General features: G+C 65.1%; 15 protein-coding genes and 1 pseudogene. 9 read left to right on the top strand and 7 right to left on the bottom strand.

Translation table 11 applies throughout. The features are described from left to right. Positions 1–49: 49 nt before the first annotated feature. The 3 genes from xth to ABT23_RS01430 form a co-directional block, all read right to left on the bottom strand. A complete protein-coding gene (gene xth / locus ABT23_RS01440) occupies positions 50–823 on the bottom strand; it encodes an exodeoxyribonuclease III (RefSeq protein WP_296630108.1) in 774 nt (257 codons plus the stop codon). A gap of 177 nt (positions 824–1,000) precedes the next feature. Continuing rightward, on the bottom strand, positions 1,001–1,546 hold the full coding sequence (locus ABT23_RS01435; protein WP_296630106.1) for a glutaredoxin family protein: 546 nt from the start codon (positions 1,544–1,546) through the stop codon (positions 1,001–1,003). Between the two features lie 131 nt (positions 1,547–1,677). Then, positions 1,678–3,738 (bottom strand): M3 family metallopeptidase, encoded by a 2,061-nt coding sequence (locus tag ABT23_RS01430; protein WP_296630104.1) that lies wholly within the window; start codon positions 3,736–3,738, stop codon positions 1,678–1,680. Positions 3,739–3,816: 78 nt separating this feature from the next. Here ABT23_RS01430 and ABT23_RS01425 point away from each other — a divergent pair, with 78 nt between their 5' ends. From ABT23_RS01425 to ABT23_RS01405, 5 genes are read left to right on the top strand one after another with little or no spacing between them, the layout of a single operon-like run. Further along, positions 3,817–4,389, top strand: coding sequence for a gamma carbonic anhydrase family protein (locus ABT23_RS01425; RefSeq protein WP_296630102.1), 573 nt, complete (start codon positions 3,817–3,819; stop codon positions 4,387–4,389). 14 nt (positions 4,390–4,403) lie between these two features. After that, positions 4,404–4,898: a TlpA disulfide reductase family protein gene (locus tag ABT23_RS01420; RefSeq protein WP_296630100.1), complete on the top strand. Its 495-nt coding sequence runs from the start codon at positions 4,404–4,406 to the stop codon at positions 4,896–4,898. Beyond that, positions 4,898–5,155, top strand: coding sequence for a hypothetical protein (locus ABT23_RS01415; protein WP_296630096.1), 258 nt, complete (start codon positions 4,898–4,900; stop codon positions 5,153–5,155). Before ABT23_RS01420 ends, ABT23_RS01415 begins: the two co-directional genes overlap by 1 nt. A gap of 18 nt (positions 5,156–5,173) precedes the next feature. After that, positions 5,174–6,838, top strand: coding sequence for an energy-dependent translational throttle protein EttA (ettA, locus tag ABT23_RS01410; protein ID WP_296630093.1), 1,665 nt, complete (start codon positions 5,174–5,176; stop codon positions 6,836–6,838). A 7-nt stretch (positions 6,839–6,845) separates the two neighbouring features. Beyond that, a complete protein-coding gene (locus ABT23_RS01405; protein WP_296630088.1) occupies positions 6,846–7,292 on the top strand; it encodes a YhcH/YjgK/YiaL family protein in 447 nt (148 codons plus the stop codon). 2 nt (positions 7,293–7,294) lie between these two features. On the opposite strand, the gene ABT23_RS01400 is transcribed toward ABT23_RS01405, so the two are convergent. Continuing rightward, on the bottom strand, positions 7,295–7,498 hold the full coding sequence (locus ABT23_RS01400; RefSeq protein ID WP_296630085.1) for a SlyX family protein: 204 nt from the start codon (positions 7,496–7,498) through the stop codon (positions 7,295–7,297). Continuing rightward, positions 7,495–8,040, bottom strand: a complete 546-nt coding sequence (locus ABT23_RS01395; RefSeq protein ID WP_296630083.1) for a TlpA disulfide reductase family protein — start codon at positions 8,038–8,040, stop codon at positions 7,495–7,497. Before ABT23_RS01395 ends, ABT23_RS01400 begins: the two co-directional genes overlap by 4 nt. On the opposite strand from ABT23_RS01395, the gene ABT23_RS01390 reads away from it, so the two are divergent. From ABT23_RS01390 to ABT23_RS01375, 4 genes are all read left to right on the top strand, one after another. Further along, positions 8,039–8,452, top strand: coding sequence for a CopD family protein (locus ABT23_RS01390; RefSeq protein WP_296630081.1), 414 nt, complete (start codon positions 8,039–8,041; stop codon positions 8,450–8,452). The two genes, ABT23_RS01395 and ABT23_RS01390, sit on opposite strands and share 2 nt — an antisense overlap. 57 nt (positions 8,453–8,509) lie before the next feature. Continuing rightward, positions 8,510–9,736, top strand: coding sequence for a THUMP domain-containing protein (locus ABT23_RS01385; protein ID WP_296630077.1), 1,227 nt, complete (start codon positions 8,510–8,512; stop codon positions 9,734–9,736). Positions 9,737–9,924: 188 nt separating this feature from the next. Then, positions 9,925–17,568, top strand: coding sequence for an SdrD B-like domain-containing protein (locus tag ABT23_RS01380; protein WP_296630074.1), 7,644 nt, complete (start codon positions 9,925–9,927; stop codon positions 17,566–17,568). 2 nt (positions 17,569–17,570) lie between these two features. Next, complete coding sequence (locus ABT23_RS01375; protein WP_296630071.1) at positions 17,571–21,788, top strand: OmpA family protein; 4,218 nt, start codon at positions 17,571–17,573, stop codon at positions 21,786–21,788. A 59-nt stretch (positions 21,789–21,847) separates the two neighbouring features. Here the strand turns inward: ABT23_RS01375 and ABT23_RS01370 are convergent, their stop codons facing one another. Together ABT23_RS01370 and ABT23_RS01365 are read right to left on the bottom strand one after the other, a co-directional pair. After that, entirely contained in the window at positions 21,848–22,975 is a 1,128-nt protein-coding gene (locus ABT23_RS01370) for a PilT/PilU family type 4a pilus ATPase (protein ID WP_296630068.1), read from the bottom strand. A gap of 10 nt (positions 22,976–22,985) precedes the next feature. Next, positions 22,986–23,225 (bottom strand): annotated as a pseudogene (locus ABT23_RS01365) (twitching motility protein PilT); the annotation flags it as partial.

Below are 23,225 nucleotides of genomic sequence, written 5' to 3'. Positions count from 1 at the left end.
CGCCGTGGCTGTGGGAATTATAGGTCGAACGCAAAGGGAAAACCGGGATTCAGGCATCCAGGCCGATCTCCGCCAGTACCGGCGCGTGATCCGACGGACGTTCCAGCTTGCGCATGTCGCGGTCGATGGTGCTCGACGTGCAGGCGGACGCGAGCGGGGCGGAGAGCAGGATGTGGTCGATGCGCAGGCCGTGATTGCGGCGGAAGCCCATCATGCGGTAGTCCCACCAGGAAAAACTTTTTTCGGGCTGCTCGAACAGGCGGTAGCTGTCCTTGAGACCCAGTTCCAGCAGGGCGCGGAAGCGTGCACGCTCGGGTTCCGATACCAGCACGCAGTCTTTCCAGACTTCGGGGTCGTGCACGTCACGGTCTTCCGGGGCGACATTGTAGTCGCCGAGCACGGCGAGCCGGGGATGGCGCACCAGTTCATCCTTCAGCCAGGCGGCCAGCGCATCGAACCAGGCGAGTTTGTAGGGGTATTTGTCGGAATCGAGGCTTTGGCCGTTGGGGCAGTACACGCACACCAGGCGGACGCCGTCGACCGTGGCTGCGATCACGCGCTTTTGTTCGTCGTCGAACCCGGGGATGCCGGCCTGCATGTCGACCGGTTCGGTGCGGCTGAGAATGGCGACGCCGTTGTAGGTCTTTTGTCCGGAAAACACGACGCGATAGCCCGCCGCGGCGAGGTCGGCGACGGGGAAGGCATCGTCGGTGAGCTTGGTTTCCTGCAGACACACCGCGTCGGGCTGGCGGGTGGCGAGAAAGTCCAGCAACTGGGGCAGGCGGACCTTGAGGGAGTTGACATTCCAGGCGGCTATTTTCATATCGCCGAGTGTAGCGCATACGATCTTTCATGGGCTTTAGCCCATAGAAAGTCGGAGTCCCCTTGTGGGGCATACGATTCCACATGGGCTTCTACCCTAAAGGGCACAAGAACCCATAGTGGATCGGCGTCCTGTAGGGCAGCCGCCAGGGCGGCGGCGCCCTGGACGCAAGACAGCTCAGGGATGGGGTGCGGCAGGTGCGGGCTGTGGCGTCGGTGCGGGTGCGGGTGCGGCGGCGGTCTCCGGTTTGCCGCCCGAGGGCGCCTTGGGATAGCCCGCGCGATCGAGCGCGGCCTGCCACTGCCCGGCTTCGAAACCGTCGATTCGCTCGCTGCCGACGACGAGCACCGGCACGCTCAGGCGGCCGGTGAGCTTTTTCAGTTCGGCCTGGGCTTCGGGGCTGGCTTGCGGATCCTTGCCGCTGAACGGGACACCGCGCTGGGTGAGCAGTTGGCGTGCCTGGTCGCAGGGAATGCCGCAGGCGCTGGCATACAGCGTGACGGGGTATTTCTCGCGTGCAGTCTTGGCGTCGTAGGACTCGCCGATCTCGATGACGTTGCCCTTGAAGGCCTTTTGCTGGGCGTTTTTGATGCTGGGCGGAGGCGGCTGGTCGCTATATACCGTGCGGCCCTGCGCGTCTTTCCATTGATAAAGCTGGGTGGCGCCCGCCGACAAACTTGCCGCCGCCAGCCACATCGCCATCAAGATGGATCCTGCTTTCATGCCGTGCTCCCTTAAGACGTAATCAACCGACTTAACGGACATCAGGGCGCCGAGCTTTACCCGTACATCCAGAAGGGAATCCAAGGGCGGCCGGGGAAACGAAGGCCGCTTGCACGGCTTTCACCCCCCGTTCACGCCATGCCGTTATGGCGCAGCAGGGCGTCGATGGTCGGTTCACGGCCGCGGAAGGCCTTGAACGATTCGAGCGCCGGGCGCGCACCGCCCTGGGCGAGAATCTCGCTCCAGAAGCGATGGCCGACCTCGGGATTCAGTACGCCGCCGTAGCCCTCGGCCTCGTCCTCGAACAGCGCATAGGCGTCGGCGGACAGCACCTCCGCCCATTTGTAGCTGTAGTAGCCCGCCGCGTAGCCGCCCGCGAAGATGTGCGAGAAGTTGTTGGGGAAGCGGTTGTAGGCCGGGGGCACGATGACCGCGACCTTCTTGCGGATGTCGTCGATCAGGTCCTGGGCAGTGCGCTTGCCGTTGGGATCGAAGTCATCGTGCAGGTTCATGTCGAAGCTGGCGAACTCGATCTGGCGCAGCGTCTGCAGGCCGGACTGGAAGTTCTTCGCGGCCAGCATCCTGTCGAACAGGGCGCGCGGCAGCGGTTCGCCGGTGTCGACGTGGGCCGTCATGTGCTTCAGCACGTCCCATTCCCAGCAGAAATTTTCCATGAACTGGCTCGGCAGTTCGACCGCGTCCCATTCGACGCCGTTGATGCCGGAGACGCCGAGTTCCTCGATCTGCGTCAGCAGATGGTGCAGGCCGTGGCCGGTCTCGTGGAACAGGGTGATGACTTCGTCGTGGGTGAACAGTGCAGGCTTGCCGCCGACCGGTCCGGAAAAATTGCAGTTGAGGTAGGCCACCGGCGTCTGGATGCCGTCCGCCGTCTTGCGGCGGGTGATGACGTCGTCCATCCAGGCGCCGCCGCGCTTGGAGGCGCGCGCGTAGAGGTCGAGGTAGAACTGGCCGACGCGCTGGCCGGCATGGTCGGTGAGCGTATAGAACTTCACATCCGGGTGCCACACGGGTGCGCTGTCTTCGCGGATATGCAGGCCATAGAGCGTTTCGACCAGTTTGAACAGGCCGGCCAGCACGCGCGGTTCGGGGAAGTACTGCTTCACCTCCTGGTCGGAAAAACTATAGCGCGCCACACTCAGTTTTTCCGAGACATAGGAAGTGTCCCAGGCTTCGAGCGTGTCGTATCCCAGTTCGTCGCGTGCGAAGGCTTTCAGCTCGTCGAAATCCTTTTCCGCATAGGGGCGGGCGCGGGCGGCCAGTTCGTCGAGGAACTTCAGCACGTCGGCCGGGGTGTCGGCCATCTTGGCGGCCAGCGACACCTGCGCGTAGCTCGCGAAGCCGAGCAGTTCCGCGGCCTCGCGCCGCAGCCTGAGAATGCTGGCGATGAGCGCGGTGTTGTCGAGCTCGGGCTTGCCGAATTCAGAGGCACGGGTGACATAGGCGCGGTACAGGATCTGCCGCAGTTCGCGGCTGTCGGCGTACTGCATCACCGGCAGGTAGGACGGCATGTGCAGCGTGATCTTCCAGCCGGGATTTTGGTCAAGCTGGCCGCCGTCCGCTTCGGCGGCCGCCTTCATCATCGCCAGCACGTCGTCGGGGATGCCGGCGAGTTCGGACGCCTCGTCGATGACGAGGTGGTAGTCGTTGGTGGCGTCGAGCAGGTTTTCCTCGAACTTGGCCGACAGCTGCGCCAGCTCTTCCTGGACCTGCATGAAGCGGACCTTCTTGTCGGCGGGCAGCTCGGCGCCGCCGAGGCGGAAGTCGCGCAGCTCATTCTCGACGATCTTCTTGCGCGGTGCCGACAGTGCGGCGTAGCCGGGGCTGGCCTTGAGCGCCTTGAATTTGGCGAACAGCGCCTCGTTCTGCCCCAGTTCGGCGTAATACACGGTGATCTTGGGCAGGTTGGCGTTGTAGACCTCGCGCAGTTCGGGCGAGTCCATCACCGAATGCAAATGCGACACCTGGCCCCAGGCGCGGCCCAGTTTCTCGTTGGCGTCGTCGAGCGGGGCGACGAAGGCGTCCCACTCGGCCGGCGTGTCGGGCGACTCGGCACGTGCCACCGCGGCGCGGCACTCACCCAGCAGCTGGTCGATGGCGGGAGTGACGAATTCGGGTTTGAATTCGGCGAAACGGGGCAGACCGGAAAAGTCGAGCAGGGGGTTTATGCCCATCGGGGTATTCATGGCGGCAACCAGCAGTGAGGGGGGAAGGGAATTATACTTTCGGCTCGTAGACGGATTTTCAACCCCATGACAGACAAGGTTTATGCTCAACCGCTGGCGCCGCATCACGGCGTTGCCCCGGCGCTTGCCACCGGCGCCTGGGTACATCCGCGCGCCACGGTGGTCGGTGAGGTCAGCCTCGGGGCCGATGCTTCGGTGTGGCCGGGCGCGGTGATCCGCGGCGACGTCAACTCGATCAGCATCGGCGAGGCGAGCAACATCCAGGACAACAGCGTGCTGCACGTATCGCACAGGACGCCGGCCAACCCGGCGGGCGGGCCGCTCGTCATCGGCGCGCGCGTGACGGTGGGGCACACAGTCATCCTGCATGCCTGCACCATAGCGGACGAATGCCTGATCGGCATGGGCAGCATCATTCTCGACCGTGCGGTGGTACAGAAACACGTGCTGCTGGGTGCCGGTTCGCTGGTACCGGAAGGCAAGGTGCTCGAATCCGGCCATCTGTATCTGGGCCGTCCGGCCAAGCTGGTACGCGCGCTGACCACGGAAGAAATCGCCTACTTCAGCTATTCGGCCGAGCACTATGTCGCGCTGGCGCGGTCGTATCAATCCCGGGTGCAGGATCAAGTTGCCCGTTAACAAGGTAAAAGCCCATGAAATACACCAAACCGCTTCTCGTCGCCGTTGTCGTGCTCGCCATCGCTGGCGCACTGGTCTATGCCCTGATGGACAAATCCAGCGCGCCGGCCGCCACCTTTACCACGCTGGAGGGCAAGTCCATCGTGCTCGATGAACTGCGTGGCAAGGTGGTGCTGGTCAATTTCTGGGCGACCTCCTGCCCCGGCTGCATCAAGGAAATGCCGGGCATGATCGAGACCTACAACCAGTACAAGGGCCGCGGCTTCGAGATCGTCGCGGTGGCGATGAGCTACGATCCGCCCAACTACGTCACCAATTTCGTCCAGACGCGGCAACTGCCGTTTCCGGTCGCGCTCGACGTCGACGGCGAGCACGCGCGTGCCTTCGGCAACGTGCAACTCACCCCGACCAGCTTCATCATCGGCAAGAACGGTCACATCCTCGAACAGAAGCTGGGCGAACTCGATTTCGTCAAGCTGAAGGCCTTGCTCGACAGGGAGCTGTCTTGATGAGGGCACTCGCTGCTGCCGTGCTGCTGTTCACGCTGAGCGGATGTGGCCTGGCCGGCACAGACCCGGCAGCCAGGCCGGCACCGCCGCCCGCTGCGGACAAGCCTTTGCCGCCTGCGCCGCCGCCACCGCCGCTGCCGGACCAAGGCGGTGCCTGTGCCGCGGACGTCAAGCAGTGTGCCGACGGCAGTTATGTCAGCCGCAACCCGGACAACGGCTGCGCGTTTGACGCGTGCCCGGGCGCAAACAACAACTAACTTTTTCTGGATTCATTCATGGCGCAATACGTGTATTCCCTCAATCGGGTCGGCAAGATCGTGCCGCCCAAGCGACAGATCCTGAAGGACATTTCGCTCTCGTTTTTCCCCGGCGCGAAAATCGGCCTCCTGGGCCTCAACGGTTCCGGCAAGTCCTCGCTGATCCGCATCATGGCCGGCGTCGACAAGGACATCGAAGGCGAGGCGGTCCCGATGCCGGGCATCCGCATCGGCTACCTGCCGCAGGAGCCGCAGCTCGACCCCGCGCACACGGTGCGGCAGGCCGTGGAAGCGGGGCTGGGCGAGATCGTCTCGGCCAAGGCCCGGCTGGATGAAATCTACGCCGCCTACGCCGAGCCCGACGCCGACTTCGACAAGCTCGCCGAGGAGCAGGCGAAGTGCGAAGCGATCCTCGCCACCGCCGGTGCCGACCTCGACACGCAGATGGAAATCGCCGCCGATGCGCTGCGCCTGCCGCCGTGGGACGCGGTGATCGGCAAGCTCTCCGGCGGCGAGAAGCGCCGCGTCGCGCTGTGCCAGCTGTTGCTGTCCAACCCCGACATGCTGCTGCTCGACGAGCCGACCAACCACCTCGACGCCGAGTCAGTCGACTGGCTGGAGCAGTTCCTGGTGCGCTATCCGGGAACGGTGGTCGCGGTGACGCACGACCGCTACTTCCTCGACAATGCCGCCGAGTGGATCCTCGAACTCGACCGCGGCCACGGCATCCCGTGGAAGGGCAACTACACCAGCTGGCTCGAACAGAAGGAGGCGCGGCTGGAGACCGAATCCAGGCAGGAAGCCGGCCGCATCAAGACCATGAAGCAGGAACTCGAATGGGTGCGGCAGAACCCCAAGGCGCGCCAGGCCAAGTCGAAGGCGCGCCTGGCGCGCTTCGAGGAACTCAACTCGGTCGAATACCAGAAGCGCAACGAGACGCAGGAAATCTTCATCCCGGTCGGCGAGCGGCTGGGCGACAAGGTGACCGACTTCCACAACGTGTCGAAATCCTTCGGCGACCGCCTGCTGATCGACAACCTGTCGTTCAGCGTGCCGCCCGGCGCCATCGTCGGCATCATCGGCCCCAACGGCGCCGGCAAGTCGACCTTCTTCAAGATGATCACCGGCCAGGAAAAACCCGACTCGGGCGAAGTCGAGATCGGCCAGACGGTGAAGCTCGCCTACGTCGACCAGAGCCGCGACGCGCTCGCCGCCGACAAGACCGTGTTCGACGAAGTCGCCGAGGGCCGCGACATCCTCACAGTCGGCCGTTACGAAACGCCGTCGCGTGCCTACCTCGGCCGCTTCAACTTCAAGGGCGGCGACCAGCAGAAGCGGGTCGGCAATCTGTCCGGCGGTGAACGCGGGCGCCTGCACCTGGCCAAGACGCTGATCGCCGGCGGCAACGTGCTGCTGCTCGACGAACCCTCGAACGACCTCGACGTGGAAACCCTGCGTGCGCTGGAAGACGCGCTGCTCGAATTCGCCGGCTGCGTGCTGGTGATCTCGCATGACCGCTGGTTCCTCGACCGCATCGCCACCCACATCCTCGCCTTCGAAGGCGACTCGCAGGTGACGTTCTTCCCCGGCAACTACCAGGAATACGAGGCCGACAAGAAGAAGCGGCTAGGCGAAGAAGGGGCCAAGCCGAAACGCATCCGCTACAAGCCGATCAGCCGCTGAGCACGCAATGATTCTGGCAAATCTGGCCGAGGCTGACCGCTACCTCACTTTGCATCCGCTGTTTGCGCGCGCCTTTGATTTTCTGCGCAATACCGATCTCGCAACGCTCGCGCCCGGCAAGCACGGCATACAGGGTGAACAGCTTTTCGCCATCGTCGAGGCGTGTGCCGGTCGCACGCGGGCGGAGGCGAAACTGGAGTGCCATCGCCGCTACATCGATATCCAGCTGGTGCTGGAAGGCGTCGACGAGATGGGCTGGAAGCCGGTCGCCGAGTGCCTGGACCCGGCAACGGATTACGATGCCGGGCGCGACATCCGTTTTTTCAACGACGCGCCCGCCAGCTGGATTGCCACGCCGCCGGGCGCGTTCTGCCTGTTTTTCCCCGACGATGCCCACGCGCCGCTGGTCGGCACGGGCTCGATCCGCAAGGTGGTGGTGAAGATCGCGGTTTAGCCTCAATAGTGCGGCGGGATTTCGTCGCGCAGGTTGCGCGCCTCGTCCGGCAGCGCAGCCTGCAATTGCTGGTGCAGCAGGCGAAGCTGTTGCTGCAGCAAATCGAGCTGCCCCTGCTGGCGAATCACCGTCTGGTTGAGCGTCTCGATCATGTCTTCGGCAAACGCAAGCTTGGCTTCAAGTTCGTTGAGGCGGGCGTCCATCATCGGTTTCCGGGTTGCGTGGCCGGGTTCAGCAGCGGGGTGACCAGTTTTTCCAGCCGAGGATAATGCACCTGTCCGGCAATCTTGTGGCGTATGCGGCCCTCGGTGTCGACGATGAACGAGGTCGGCACGCTTTTCACGCTGCCGAATGCGTGGGCGACCGAGGCATTGGTCGGCGCAGCCATGAAGGCGTATTCCTTGTCCCGCATCCAGACGGCGATTTTTTCCGGCGGGTCGTCGACGCTGATCGAGACGACCTCGAAGCCCCTTTCCCGGTAGTCCCGCCAGAAACGGTCGATCACCGGCTTTTCCTTGCGGCAATACGGGCACCAGGTCGCCCAGAAGTTCACCAGCACGACCTTGCCCCGGAGGGAATCGCTGTCCAGCGCCCGGCCATCGGGCAGGGTGACCTGCCAGGGCGGGGCGGGGCGGTTCTCCTCGCTGACGTCGGCCGGCGGGCGAAACCACAGGTACGCGATCAAACCCAGTAAAATCAGGGTCAGCGGACTTGGCGTCCATTTCTTCAAAAAGGCTTGTCTATCCATGCTGTGGCTGAAGTCGTTTCATATCGTGATGGTGGTGAGCTGGTTCGCCGGGTTGTTCTACCTGCCGCGCATCTTCGTCAATCTGGCGATGGAATCCAACGACGCCGCCTACGACCGCCTGCTGCTGATGGCGCGCAAATTGTATCGGTTTGTCACCCCCATCATGTGGCTCGCGCTCGCCACCGGCATCTGGCTGTGGCTGGCGTACTGGCTGCCGACGATGGGCTGGCTGTGGGCGAAGCTCGCGCTGGTCGCCGGACTGGTCGGCTATCACCATGTATGCAAAAACCTGCTGCGGCAGTTTGAAGCCAGACAGAACCGGAAATCGCACACCTGGTTCCGCTGGTTCAATGAAATTCCGGTGATTGCGCTGCTGGCCGTGGTGCTGCTGGTGGTGCTGAAGCCGTTTTAAATCATTGTCCGCGAAGATTCGCCGTCGCGCGCGGATAAAATTTTCTGAAAGTGTTTTTTGAAGCCCGAATCCCGCCGTAACAAAACGCCGCATCCCGTCCGTCCGGAACGCGAGGCGCTGCCGCCAGCCAGCCACTTCGCCACCTGCCCGCGCGGGCTGGAGGCCCTGCTGGAAGCCGAACTCGCGGCCGCCGGCGCGCAGGTGGTGCGCCAGGTGCCCGCCGGCGTGCTGTTCATGGCCGACGCGGCGGCCGAAATGCGCGCCAACCTCACTTCGCGCATCGCCACCCGCATCCTGCGCAAGGTCGGCTACACCCGCTACCGCAAGGAAGAGCACATCTACCGCGCCGCGCTCGACCTCGACTGGCCCGCCTGGTTCGACGTCAAGAAGACCATCGCGGTGAAGGTCGGCGCGCAGAACGCGCCGCTGAAAAGCCTCAACTTCATCACGCTGAAGATCAAGGACGCCATCTGCGACCGCTTCCGCGAGGAAACCCGCGAACGCCCGAGCGTCGACACCGAAGCGCCCGACGTGCCGGTGTATGCCTTCTTCACCCCGGACGCGGTCACTTTCTACCTCGACACCTCGGGCGAGCCCCTCTTCAAGCGCGGCTTCAAGCGCGAGGCGAGCGCGGCGTCGATCAAGGAAAACCTCGCCGCCGGACTGCTGCTGCTGTCCGGCTGGGAGCCCGGCACGCCGCTGCTCGATCCGATGTGCGGCGCCGGCACCATCCTGCTCGAAGCGGCGGACATGGCGCTCAACCGCGCGCCCGGTCGCGCCCGTCACTTTGCCTTCGAGCACTACCGCAACTTTGACGCCGCGCTGTGGCAGCGCATCCGGGCCGAGGAAAAAGCGAAGGAAAAACCGCTGAAATCCCTGCCGCTCTTCGGCGCCGACCAGGACCGCTGGGTGCTCGACAAGGCGCGCAACAACCTCGCGGCCGCCGGCTACGCCGACGCCATCGAGCTCAGGGTCTCCGACGCGCTCGACCTCAAGCCGCCCACCCCCGTCGGCACCCTCATCACCAACCCGCCCTACGGCGAACGCATCGGCGACGCCGACGATCTCGCCGACTGGTACCCGTTGCTGGGTGACTGGCTGAAACAGAACTTCGCCGGCTGGGACGCGTGGATCATCTCCGGCGATCCGCTACTGCCCAAGTTGATGGGCCTGAAGGCCAGCCGCCGCATTCCGCTCTTCAACGGCCAGATCGAGACGCGGTTTTTGCAGTACAGGCTGATTGCGGGGTCGATGCGGGCAAAGCCCCGGCCTGCCCCGGCCTGATCCTGCGCTTCCTGTGTTGCGGCGGCCCCACAGTGCCACCCGCCACTACCGTTATTCCCCAAACTTAACAATTCTTTATCAACTGCGCGCCGCCCAGCGACCTTATACTCCGGTGCGGGCGGCTGCCGACGTGCCCGCGTGGCAGGTCGGCAGCACCCAACAATAAGATCTTGCTAAGGGATTACCGTATGCGATTCATGACTTTGCCGAGCCTTCGTGCCGTGCGTAGCGGGTGCGTGCGCCTCGTAGCCGCAGCCAGCCTGTTGATGGCCCCTGCCGCCTGGGCCGGCGTGGACTGGGTGGTGAACAACAGCGACACAGGTTTCGACCCGGTGATAGCCGGCGGCAACGTGGTCTACGTGGTCTCTGTCAGCAACAACGGCAACAGCGCCGCAGCATCGACTTCCCTCATCTTGTCGATTCCGGCGACGACGAGCTTTATCAGCGCCACTGGCATGAGTTGCAGTGGCAGCGGCCCGGTAACTTGCACGGTACCGGCACTGAGCGAAGCCGGCGGTGGCAGCGATAGCGCCACGGTGAACGTCACCCTGCGTACCAGCGTGTCGGGTTCGGTGATCCTGGGGGCAAGCGTACCGGCAGCGGGCGACGACGACGTGAACAATAACGTCGATAACGAATCGACCACGGTGAACGCGGGCGCGGACATTGCCTTGAGCCTGGCGGGCCCGGCCAGCGCGCAATCCGGCAGCACGGTGTCGTACACCTTCACGGTGTTGAACAACGGCCCGGACACCTCGCCCGGCCAGACCCTGTCGTTTCCCGTGCCCACCGGCCTCGTCGGGGTGACGCCGCCCGGTGGTTGCACACTGGCGGGTTCAACCTATTCCTGCACGGTGGCGGCGCTGGCCAACGGCGGTTCGACCACGCGGGTGTTCACCGGCCAGATTGCAGCGGCGTCAGGTTCCACGCTCACGCCGGCTGGCAGCATTGCGGCGGCGGGCACGCCTGCCGACCCGGTCAGCACCAACAACACGGCGGTGTTCAACACCACGGTAACGGCCGGCAGCGACGTGCGCCTGACCAAATCGCGTGCGCCTGCGGGCACGCTCATCGTCGGGCAGGCGGTGAATTTCACCCTCACGCCGAGCTACAGCGGCGATTCACCCAACACGCTTACGATCACCGATACCCTGCCCGCCAACTACACGGTGGGTGCCGTGGCCAGCCCGCAGAACGGCTGGACTTGCGGTGTGTCGGGGCAGACCGTCACCTGCACCAAGCCTGCGGGCAGCGGTGCGGGCAACGCTGTGTCGCTAGGCAACGTCGTTATTCCGGCCACCGCAAGCGGCGCGGGTGCAGGCGTCGTCAACACAGCCACGATCAGCGCGGCGGGCCCGTCTGACCCCAACCCGGCCAACAACAGCGCGAGCGACACGGCCGCCACCATTCAGGCCGCCACCGTCGATTTGCGCGCCAACAAGTCTGCACCCAGCCCCGCGCTGGTGGTGACCGGTGTGCCGTACGACTACACGATCAGCGCTACCAATATTGGTACTGCTGCGTTCTTCGGCACGCTGACGATGACCGACAGCCTGCCGGCCGGTGTCACCGCCAACAGCTACACGCTTAACGGCTGGAGCTGCCTGCCTGCTGCACCCGTCGCCGGGCCGGCGAGCATTACCTGCACCCGCGTATACACGGCGGGTGCCCCGCTGGCGGCCAACGCCACTACCCCTGTCGTTACGCTCAACGCCACCGCATCGGGTACCGGCAGCCTTGTGAACAGCATGAGCGTGAGTTCGCCCGATGCGAACCTGCCCGACAACAACCCTGGCAACGACACGACGACTGCGCCGGTGACCAGCAGCGTGCCCGGCGATTCGGCCGATCTGTCGGTACTGAAATCGGTGTCGCCCGGCACTGTGGCGGCTGGCGACGTGCTGACCTACACGCTCGAAATCGTCAACGCGGGCCCGCAGGCTGCCACCACGGTGTCACTGGCCGACAGCCTCACCAGCCTCATCAACAGCAGCACCGGGCCGACCGGCGCGGGTTACGTGGGCGAAAGCCTCAACGCGGGGGTGGCCACGGGGGCAAGCTGCACGTCGTCGGCCAGCGGCGGCACCACGCGCAACCTGAATTGCGCCTTTGCCAGCCTGCCGGTGTGTACCGCCGGCGTCGATTGCCCGGTGGTGACGGTGCAGGTGCGCCCCGGCGGCAACGGCGGCAGCCGCACCAACACCGTCAGCGTGGTGTCGGCCAACACCGCCGATCCGGACGCCGCCGACCGCACCGCGAGCGTGACCAGCACCGTGACCCCGCGTGCAGACGTCACCGTCAGCAAAAACGCCAATCCCGCCTCGGTACCGGCCGGGCAGAACGTCACCTACGTGGTGACGGCGACAAATATCGCCAATGGCTTGTCGGATGCGGGCAACGTCACCGTCACCGACACCCTGCCGGCCAATGTCACGTTCGTGTCCGCCACGCCGTCGGCGGGGTCGTGCAGCACGACACCAACGGCCAACAGTACCACTGGCCCGGGCAACGACCAGATCGTCTGTAACTTCGGCACGATCAACAACGGCGCGCAGCGCACGCTCACCATCGTGGTGCAACCCAACACCGCCACCCGGGGCAGCACGCTGACCAACAACGTGAGCGTGGCCACCAGCACGACAGAAACCGACGCCGGCAACAACAGCGCCAGCGTCAATACTGCGGTGCTGAATCCTGCGCTCGATCTCCTCATCAACAAGACTGACAGCGTTGATCCCGTTGCCGCCGGCGACAACACGGTTTACACCGTCACCGCGCGCAACCAGGGCCCGTCGGTGGCGGAAAACGTGCAGATCACCGAGAGCCTGCCGCCCACCCGCCTGAGCTACCAGTCCCACACCGTGCCGGCGGGCGGCAGTTGCGGCACCGTGCCGGCGGTGAACAGCACCGGCGGCACGCTGGTGTGCCAGGTGCCGCGCCTGGCGTCGGGACAGACGGCGAGTTTCACTGTCACCCTGCGCGGCGAAATCAAGGGCGTGGACACCAACTCGGTGAGCCTCACCTCTGACGAAGCCGCCCTGGGGTTCGACACCAACGCGGCCAACAACACCGTCAACGAAACCACCACGGTGCGCACCAAGGCGGACATGCAGGTGGTGAGCAAGATTGCGTCGGCCAACCCGGTCAACCTGCGTGACGATTTCAATTTTGTCGTCAAGGTGCGCAACAACGTGGGCGCAGGGCTTGCCGAGGCCGACAACGTTGTCGTCTCCGACACGCTGCCCACCAACATGCAGCTGACGGGCACCCCTACGGTGGCCATCATTGCCGGCACCACCACGTCCACCACGTGCAGCGGCAACGCGGGCAGCGTCGCCTTCACCTGTACCCTGGGCACGGTGAGCAGCGGTGGCGAGGTGGACATCACGGTGCCGGTACAGATCGTCGCCGTCAGCAGCACCCCGCAGAATTTCAACAACACGGCCTCGGTGGCGACTTCGTCGCTGGACATCAATGCCGGCAACAACAGCAACAGCGGCAGCGTGTCGGTCAATGCGTCGTCGCTGGCCGGTCGCGTGTTCCGCGATTTCAACAACGATGGTCTGGTCACGGCGGGGGATACCGGCATCGCCGGCATCACGCTGACGCTCACAGGTACGAGCTTTGACGGCGCAGCCATCAGCCGGACCGCCACCACCGACGCCAGCGGCAACTACAGCTTTGCCAATTTGCCCGAAGGTACGTACACCCTCAGCGAAGGTGCGGTCAGCGAAGCGTATCTCGTGGATGGCATCGACACCGCCGGCACGGTGGGCGGCAATGCTTCGGTCAATGATGTGATTTCCGCGATTGCCCTGCCGGCGAACACCGCCGCCACCGGCTACACCTTCGCCGAGGTGCCGCAGGCGCGCATCGGTATCGCCAAGGCCGTGAACGCCGGGCCGACGGTCAATCCGGATGGCAGCTTCAACGTCACCTTCCGCCTGCTGGTCGAAAATTTCAGCCTGGAAGCGCTGAACAGCATCGTCATTACCGACACGCTGGCGGGGGGCACGCCGCGCTTTGGCACGCAGGTTACGCTGGGCAACCCGGCTGCTGACGCGCTCAATCCGGGCGAATACACCCTGCTGGCTGCGCCGGCGGGGTCGTGTTCCGGACTCAATGCCACGTACAACGGCAGTGCCAGCACCACAGTCGCCAGCGGATTTAGCCTCGCCGCCGGGGGAACGTGTACGGTGGACCTGGCGCTGCGCGTGCGGCCGACCAATCCGCTGCCGCCGCTGTTGCCGTCGGGCGGCCGCTACGATAACCAGGCCGTTGTGAATGGCACGGGCGCGTTGTCCGGCCAGACCTCGGCGACCAACCCGCAACTCCAGGATCTGTCGGACAACGGCAGCAACCCCGATCCCGATAACGACAACCAGGCCAACGAGGCCGGCGAAAACGACCCCACACCGGTTCTGCCCGCATTCAACGCGGCTATCGGCATTGCCAAGCGCGTGAACACCCAAGTTTCGGTGCAGCCGGACGGTAGTCTGCTGGTGCCGGTGCGCCTCGTCGTCAGCAACGTCGGCAACGAACCGCTCAATACCGTGTCGGTGACCGATCCGCTCTCCACGGCGGCGGGCGGCCAGTTCGGCGGTTTCGTGCCCGGCGGCGCGGCAGCAGTGCTCGCCAGCGGCCAGTACACCGTGCAAACCGCGCCGGCCTTCTCGGGAGCCTGCGCCAACGGTGCCACCGTGGGCGGGTTCACCGGCCACAGCGGCAATCTCGCCGTGGCGACGATCTCGGCCATGGCACCCGCCGCCGTCTGCACCCTCGATTTCGTCTACCGCTTCAACCCCGGTGCGGCGCTCACCTACACCAATCAGGCGCAGGCCAGCGGCACCGGCGACTACAGCGGCTCACCCGTCAACGACCTGTCGGACGACGGGACAAGCCCCGACCCCAACAGCAACGGCAACGCGGGCGAGGCGGGCGAGAACGATCCCACACCGGTACCGGTGCCGCGCATCGGTCTGGCCAAATCCGCCGGCGCGGTGGTCAATAACGGCGACGGCACCTACACCGTGCCGTTTACCCTGACGGTACGCAACGCCGGCCAGACGCCGCTCGCCAGCGTGCAGGTCAGCGACACGCTGGCCGGTGCCCTGCCGCAGTTCGGCACCTACACCGCCAGCGCGATTCCTGCCGCCGGACACTATACGATCACCAGCGGGCCCACCGTGGGCGCACAAACCAACGGCGCGTCGCTCGCCGCCGTGGCCCCCGGTGTGTTTACCGGCAACGGTTCGGGTACGAACCTGCTGAATCCCGCGTCGAGCAGCCTGCCCAACTTCGGCGCGTCGGCGTCCAGCGCGCAAATCAGCTTCACCGTGCGTTTCTTCCCGACCACCCCCGGCCCGTTTGAAAACAGCGCGGTGTCCACCGCCTCACCGCCCGGCGGCGGCACGGTGCAGGACGACAGTGTGGACGGCAGCAACCCCGACCCCAATGGCAACGGCACGCCCAACGACGACAGCTCACCCACTCCGGTGAGTCTGGCAGCGCAGGCCATCGGCGTGGCCAAGTCGGTATCCGGCATCGTGCAGACCGGCGCGAAGCAGTATCGCGTCCCCTACACGATCATCGTGCGCAACGTCAGCGCCAGCGTAACGGCGACCAATGTGCAGGTGACGGACGATGTGGTGGCCACCTTCCCCACGGCGGTGACGCGGACGATCGCCCCCCCGGTCGCCGTGTCCGCGTGTACCGGCACCGTGCTCAACGCCAATCCGGCGTTTACCGGCAGCGGCGTCAACACTTTGCTCGCGGGCAACCAGAACCTGCAACCCGGCGAGCAGTGCACGCTCACGTTCACGGTGCAGATCGACTTTGGCAGCAATCCGCTGCCCGCCGCGACGCAGAACAACCAGGCTACGGCCACCACGGCGCAGACGCCCGGCGGCACGGTGATCGCCACGGATCTGTCGGACAACGGCGTCAACCCCGACCCCAACGCCAACGGCGACGCCAGCGAGCCAGGTGAAAACGACCCGACGCCGGTGAGCTTTGCCGCCGGCAGCCTGTCGTCGGTGAGTGGCACTGTGTATCTGGATGCCAACCACAACCGGGTCAACGACGATCCGCTGGCCACCACCCAGGTGCAGGGCTTTATCGTCGAAGTGCTGAACAGCGCCGGCACCGTGGTGGGCAGCGCGGTGACCGACGCCAGCGGCAACTACACCCTCGGTGGGCTTTTCCCCTCCACCCCGGGCAATGCGGCGACCGAATACAGCCTGCGTTTCCGCGAACCCGTTAGCGGGGCCATCTACGGTCTCGCGCAGTCGAGCGACCCCACACCCGCGCGCAACGGCACCATCCAGAACGGCATCATCACCGGACTGCAACTGGCACCGGGCGTCACGACGCTGGCGCAGAACCTGCCGCTCGATCCGTCCGGCGTGGTGTACGACTCGATCACGCGCACGCCGATTTCCGGCGCGCAGGTCACGCTGTTAAGTGGCGGCGCGGCGGTGCCGGGATCGTGTCTGGTCGGCGGCGTGAACACGCAGACGACCGGCCCGTCCGGCATGTACCAGTTCCTGCTGCTGAACCCCGCCCCCCCGGGCTGCCCCGGCACCGGTACCTACACGCTGCAAGTGGGGCAGCCGGGCGGTTACTTGCCGCCAGACTCGACGATCATTCCACCGACTGCCGGCCCCTACGTGCCGGGCAACGGCGGCACCGATGCAATCCAGGCCCAGCCCGGCGCGCCGAATGGTGCCGACCCCACGGTGTACTACACCAGTTTTGCGCTGACGCTCACCGGCGTGCCCGGCACCAGTTCGAGCAACGTGGTCAACAACCACATTCCGCTCGACCCGATTCTGGGCGGGGCCATTGCGCTCACCAAAACCACGCCGCTGGTGAATGTGAGCGTCGGCCAGCTGGTGCCGTACACGATCACCGCGCGCAACACGCTGGCGGCCACTCTCACCAACATCGACATCCGCGACACCGTGCCGCCGGGCTTCAAGTACAAACCGGGTAGCGCAACGATCAACGGCGTGCCGACCGAGCCCGCGATCAATGGCCGCGAACTCACCTGGACCAACCAGACGCTGGCGGCCAACGCCACGCGCACCATCAAGCTCCTGCTGGTGGTGGGGGCGGGCGTGCAGCCGGGCGAATACGTCAACTCGGCGCAAGCCTTCAACAACCTGGCCAATGCCGCAGTGTCGAGCGTGGCCACCGCCACCGTACGCGTGATTCCGGATGCCGTGTTCGACTGTTCCGACCTCATCGGGAAGGTGTTCGACGACCGGAACGCCAACGGCTACCAGGACGACGGCGAGCCCGGCATTGCCAACGTGCGCCTTGCCACCGCGCGCGGCTGGCTGGTGACCACCGACGCCGAAGGCCGCTTCCACGTGGCGTGCGCGGCGATTCCCGATGCCGATCGCGGCAGCAATTTCATCATGAAGCTGGACGAGCGTACCTTGCCGACCGGCTATCGCGTCACCACCGAAAACCCGCGTGACGTGCGGATCACGCGCGGCAAGCTGAGCAAGCTGAACTTCGGCGCGACGATCCACAAGGTGGTGCGGGTGGACATGAGCGATGCCGCGTTCGAAGCGGGCAAAACCACGCTGAAACCCGCCTGGACGAAGCAACTCGCTGCGTTGCCGGACAAGCTGAAAGCCCGTCCGTCAGTCCTGCGCCTCGGCTACAAGGCCGGTGCCGACGGTGAGGCACTTGCGCGCGAGCGTCTCGCCGCCGTCAGCCAGCAACTCCAGCGCACGTGGAAAGACAAGGCCTGTTGCCACACGCTGTTGATCGAGGAAGAACTCTTCTTGCCTGCCGCCAAGGCCAACAAGGAGGGCAAATAATCATGAATAAACTGCCCGTGAAACATACCGTACTGGCCAGCCTCATCGCCGCCCTGTGCGGCACGCCTGCCGGCGCGGAAGACCGCACACGCTGCGAGTCGGAATCGGGTTGCCCGGCACCGGCGCAACCCGGCAAAACCTGGCAAAACAGCCTCGTCTTCACACGGGAAGCAGGCCACACCCCGCCCAGCGTCGAATACCGCCGGCCAGACGAAGTGGTGGTGCTGAGCGCGCCGGTAGCCAAAGCCGAAACCCGCGAGGTGACGGTATTCGAGACCCGTGCCGAAGACGCGCCCACCACGCTGCCGCAGTTTCCCTCCGGGCGCGATCTCCTGAGCGGCGCGGAACGCCAGATTCTGGTCACCCTGGCGCAGCGTCTGGCCGGCAAACCCGGGCTGCGGATGCGCCTCACCGGCCACGCTGACGTGCAGCGCATGACGCCGGAAGCAAAGCAGCGCTACGGCAACAACCAGGGCCTGTCCGAAGCGCGTGCAGCCGAAGTGGCCGCGTTTCTCAAAACGCAAGCCGGCATGGCGAGCGTCTCCATGGACACGCGCGGCCGGGGCGATACCCAGCCGGTGAAGTCGTGCGAGCCCCGCCGCGCCTACGCGGGCAACACGCAGGACATGGCCGACTACAAGGCCTGCCTTGCGCCCAACCGCCGCGTCGAAATCGAAATCTGGTACGACCAGCCGGCAGGCACAAAAACCGAAACCGTCCCCGTGGCGGCCCCCACGCCCGCGCCCGCGCTGCCGTGCAAGGATCAGTCGGGCGGTGACGCTGGCCTGCCGTTCCGCATCTCGGTCGACGGCGAACCGCTGGACGCCGGCGACGTGCCCAACACCGCCGACACCACGCGCTGCACCGATATTGCGCTGGAAAAAGCGGACATCCAGGTGCGTTTCGACGGACTGGAAACCACGCCGGTGCTGAATCTCACCGTGCATCCCGACGGCGCAGTGCGCGGCGAAACCGTGCGCTTCACGCCTTACAGCAACTATGCCGCGTTCATCAAAAAAGCCGAGGTGCGTATTTTTGCCGCCGACGCTTCGACACAGAAAACGCCGCTGGCGGTGATTGCGCTCGACCCGCACGTCGATACGCCGGTCGAGTGGCAGGTGCCCAAAGATCGCGATGCCGTGCAATACCTGATTCGCGTGTACGACACGCAGGGGCGGTTTGATGAAACCTATCCCAAACTGCTCAAGCTACTCGACGCGAAACGCCCGCTCGGCGACGAGGACAAACCCGCGCGCGAAGACCTGATCGGCTACGGCGAAAACCATCGTGGTTTGCACACCATCCCGGTTTCAGGGGGTGCGGTCACGGTCAACGGCGAGAAGCTCGCACCCGGCAGCCATGTCACCGTGCTGGGTCGCAGCGTGCCGGTGGACGCCCACGGCAAATTTGCGGTGCGGCAGATTCTGCCCGCAGGCAATCATGTGGTCGAGGTGGCGACCGAAGCGCCGTCCGGCCAGCGTGCCGAGTTCAACCGCCATCTCTATATTCCGCACAACGACTGGTTTTACGTTGCGCTGGCCGACCTCACCCTGGGGCAGAACAACGTCAAGGGCCCGGCCAAACTCGTCACCGGCGACGACAGCAAACGCTACGACGAAGAGGTCTACGTCGATGGCCGGCTGGCGTTTTACCTCAAGGGCAAGATCAAGGGCGAAACGCTTTTGACCGCCAGCGCCGACACGCGCGAGCAGCCCCTCGAAGACCTGTTTTCTCATTTCAACAGCAAGGATCCGCGTTATCTCTTGCGCCGGCTCGACCCCAACGCCTACTACCCGGTATACGGCGACGACTCGACGCTGGTGGAAGACGCGCCCACGCAGGGCAAGTTTTACGTCAAGTTGCAGCGCGGCGATTCGCACGTGCTGTGGGGCAGCTTCCAGACCAGACTCACCGGCACCGATCTGGTGAACTACAGTCGTGGCCTGTACGGCGCGCAGGCGCGTTATCAGGCACCGGTGGCCACCGCTTTCGGCGAGCGGCGTACCGAGGCCGAGCTGTTCGCGGCCGACCCCGGCACGCTGGCGTCGATCGAGGAATTCCGGGGCACCGGCGGCTCGCTCTACTACCTGCGTCATCAGGACATCCTGGCGGGCTCCGAGCGCCTGCGGGTGGAAATCCGTGACAAGGATTCCGGCATCGTGCTCCAGTCGACCACGCTGGTCGCCGGGCAGGATTACGAGCTCAACAGCATTCAGGGCCGGGTGGTCTTGCGCACGCCGCTGCCAGCCACGGCAAGCGCCGGCACGCTGGTGATGAGCGGCAGCCTGAGCGGCCACCCCGTCTATCTGGTGGCGGGCTACGAATACACCCCCGGCGTGTCGGCGGCGGACAACCTCACCCTGGGCGGCCGCGCCAGCCACTGGATCACCGATCAGGTGAAAGTGGGTGTTACCGGCTACAAACAGGACGGCACCGGCACCGAGCAGAAACTCCTGGGCGGCGATCTCACCCTGCGCTATGCGCCGGGCACCTGGCTCAAACTCGAAACCGCCCGTTCCGACGGCCCCGGCAACGGCGCGCTCAGCTCGCAAAACGGCGGCTTTGATTTTGGCACGGTGGCGCAAACCACCACCGCCGGCATCGACGCGCAGGCGCATCGCGTCGAAGGCGTGCTCGATCTCGCCGAACTCGGTGCCACGCGCCCGGGCAGCGTCAGCGCCTACTGGTTGAAGCGCGACGACGGCTATTCGGCACCGGGCCAGCTCACCAATGAAGGCATCGATCAGACCGGCGTGCAGATGAAGGTACAGGCAACCGACAAGCTCGAACTCCTGGCCCGCGCCGACTTCAAGGACGGCAGCCTGTCGGGCGCGTCGCAGTCGGCGGAAATCGACGCCACTTACGCGCTGACGCCCAGCCTGTCGGCCAGCGTAGGCGTGCGTCACGACGACCGCGACACCGCGCTGGCGGCGGGCGCGTCCGCGATCCTGGCGGAAACCGGCGCACGCACCGACGTCGCCGCCAAGCTGGCCTGGCATCCGGTCACCGAACAAGGCGACCCGGGCCGCTGGGAAGTGTATGGCCTGGTGCAGGGCACGGCGCAGCACGACGGCACCCGCCGCGACAACGACCGGCTCGGCGTCGGCGGCCACGTGCAGATCAACGACCGCGTCAAGCTCATCGGTGAAGTCAGCGACGGCGACGGCGGCGTGGGCGGCAAAGTGGGTGCGGATGTTCGTCTGAGTGACCGCAACAGCGTCTACCTCAACTATCTGCTCGACCCTGACCGCAGCGACACCGGCTATCGTGGCCGCGTCGGCAACCTCACCGCCGGCATGAAATCGCGGGTTAGCGACAGCCTTTCGGTGTACGCCGAAGAACGCTATCAAACGGCGGACAACGGCCCGTCCGGCCTCATCCACGCCTTCGGCCTGGATCTCGCCGCCAACGACCGCTGGAACTGGGGCGCGCGCTTTGAAAAAGGCATCACCTCCGATCCCGCGACCGGCGACCTCGACCGCACGGCGGTGTCGCTCTCGGCGGGCTATCAGTTCGAGCGCATCAAGTACGCCGGCGTAATCGAATACCGCACCGAAGACGGCAACCTCACCGGCGAGCGCGACAGCTGGCTGATGAAGAACACGCTGGGCTACCAGACCACGCCCGACTGGCGCGTGCTGGGCAAGTTCAACTTCGCCGTCAGCGACGCCGGCACAGGCAGCACCACCGACGCCGATTTCACCGAGGTGGTGCTGGGCCTGGGCTATCGTCCGGTGCTGAACGACAAGTTAAATGCGTTGTTCAAGTACACCTACCTTGCCGACCTGCCGAGCCCCGGCCAGCTCTCCGCCTCCGGCGGTGCCAGCACCTTCGAGCAGCGCAGCCATGTGCTGTCGGTGGACGCGATCTACGATCTGGTGCCCAAGCTCTCGGTGGGCGGCAAACTCGGCTACCGCTTCGGTGAACTGCGCGACACCAGCGTCGCCGGCAGCCCGTGGTTCGACAGCCGCGCCTGGCTCGGCATCGTGCGGCTCGACTGGCACGTGGTGCACGAATGGGACGCCATCGGCGAACTGCGCTATCTCGACGCCGAGGCGGCGGGCGACGCCCGCTCCGGCGCATTGGTCGGGGTGTATCGCCACATCAATCAACACGTCAAGGTGGGCGTGGGCTACAACTTCACTGATTTTTCGGACGATCTCACCAACCTGGATTACCGCAGCCAGGGGTGGTTCGTGAATCTGCTCGGCAAGCTATAGCCTGTGTGTCAAACAAAAACGGGGTGCCTAGGCACCCCGTTTTGCATGGTGCGTGTCGGTCAGACAATATCCAGGTGATCCAGCCCCGCCATCATGTCCCGCCCCTTCGATTCCTGGCCGTGCAGTTTGATCTTCAGGCGCAGGTCGTTGAGGCTGTCGGCGTTCCTGAGCGCATCCTCGTAGGAAATCATCCCCGCTTCGTAGAGGTCGAACAGCGCCTGGTCGAAGGTCTGCATCCCCAGTTCGCGCGACTTCGCCATGATTTCCTTGATCTCGTGGACATGGCCCTTGAAGATCAGGTCGGCGATCAGCGGTGAGTTCAGCAGGATTTCCACCGCGGCGACGCGGCCGGTGTTGCCCTTCCTGGGGATCAGGCGCTGCGAGATGAAGGACTTGAGGTTCAGCGACAAATCCATCAGCAGCTGGTCGCGCTTTTCCTCGGGGAAGAAGTTGATGATGCGGTCGAGCGCCTGGTTGGCGCTGTTGGCGTGCAGGGTCGACAGGCACAGGTGGCCGGTTTCGGCGAAGGCGATGGCGTACTCCATGGTGTCGCGGTCGCGGATTTCGCCGATCAGGATGACGTCGGGCGCCTGCCGCAGGGTGTTCTTCAGCGCCGAGAACCAGTTGTCGGTGTCGATGCCGACTTCGCGCTGGGTGATGATGGATTTCCGGTGCTCGTGCACGTATTCGATCGGGTCTTCGACCGTGATGATGTGGTCGGCGGCGTTCTCGTTGCGGTAGCCCACCATCGCCGCCAGCGAGGTCGATTTGCCGGTGCCGGTGCCGCCGACGAAGATCACCAGGCCGCGCTTGATCATCGCGACGTCGCGCAGGATCGGCGGCAGGTTGAGGTCCTCCATCTTCGGAATCCTGGTGTTGATGGTCCGCATCACGACGCCGATGCGCCCCTGCTGCACGAAGACGTTGACGCGGAAACGGCCGATCTCGGGCGGGCTGATGGCGAAGTTGGATTCGTTGGTGGCCTCGAAATCCTTCCACTGCTTCTCGTTCATGATGGCGCGCGCCAGTTCGCTGGTGTGCGCGGGGGTCAGGCTTTGGTTCGACACCGGGGTGATCTTGCCGTCGATCTTGATGGCGGGCGGAAAGCCGGCAGTGATGAAGAGGTCGGATGCATTCTTCGTCAGCATCAGGCGCAGCAGGTCGTGGACGGTTTTTTCGGCGTTCATCGTTCAGCCCTCAACCCAAAAATGCGTCTTTGTTCTGCGCCGCGTTGCGCGCCACGCCGGCGGAAATGACATTGCGCTTGACCAGATCCTGCAGGTTCTGGTCGAGCGTCTGCATGCCGAGGTTGCCGCCGGTCTGGATCGACGAATACATCTGCGCGACCTTGTTCTCGCGGATCAGGTTGCGGATCGCCGGGGTGCCGATCATGATCTCGTGCGCGGCGACGCGGCCGTTGCCGTCCTTGGTTTTCAA

The organism is Thiobacillus sp. SCN 63-57 (genome assembly GCF_001725555.1).
In the GTDB taxonomy this organism is placed as follows: domain Bacteria; phylum Pseudomonadota; class Gammaproteobacteria; order Burkholderiales; family Thiobacillaceae; genus Thiobacillus.
This window is presented reverse-complemented; position numbering and strand designations above follow the sequence as displayed.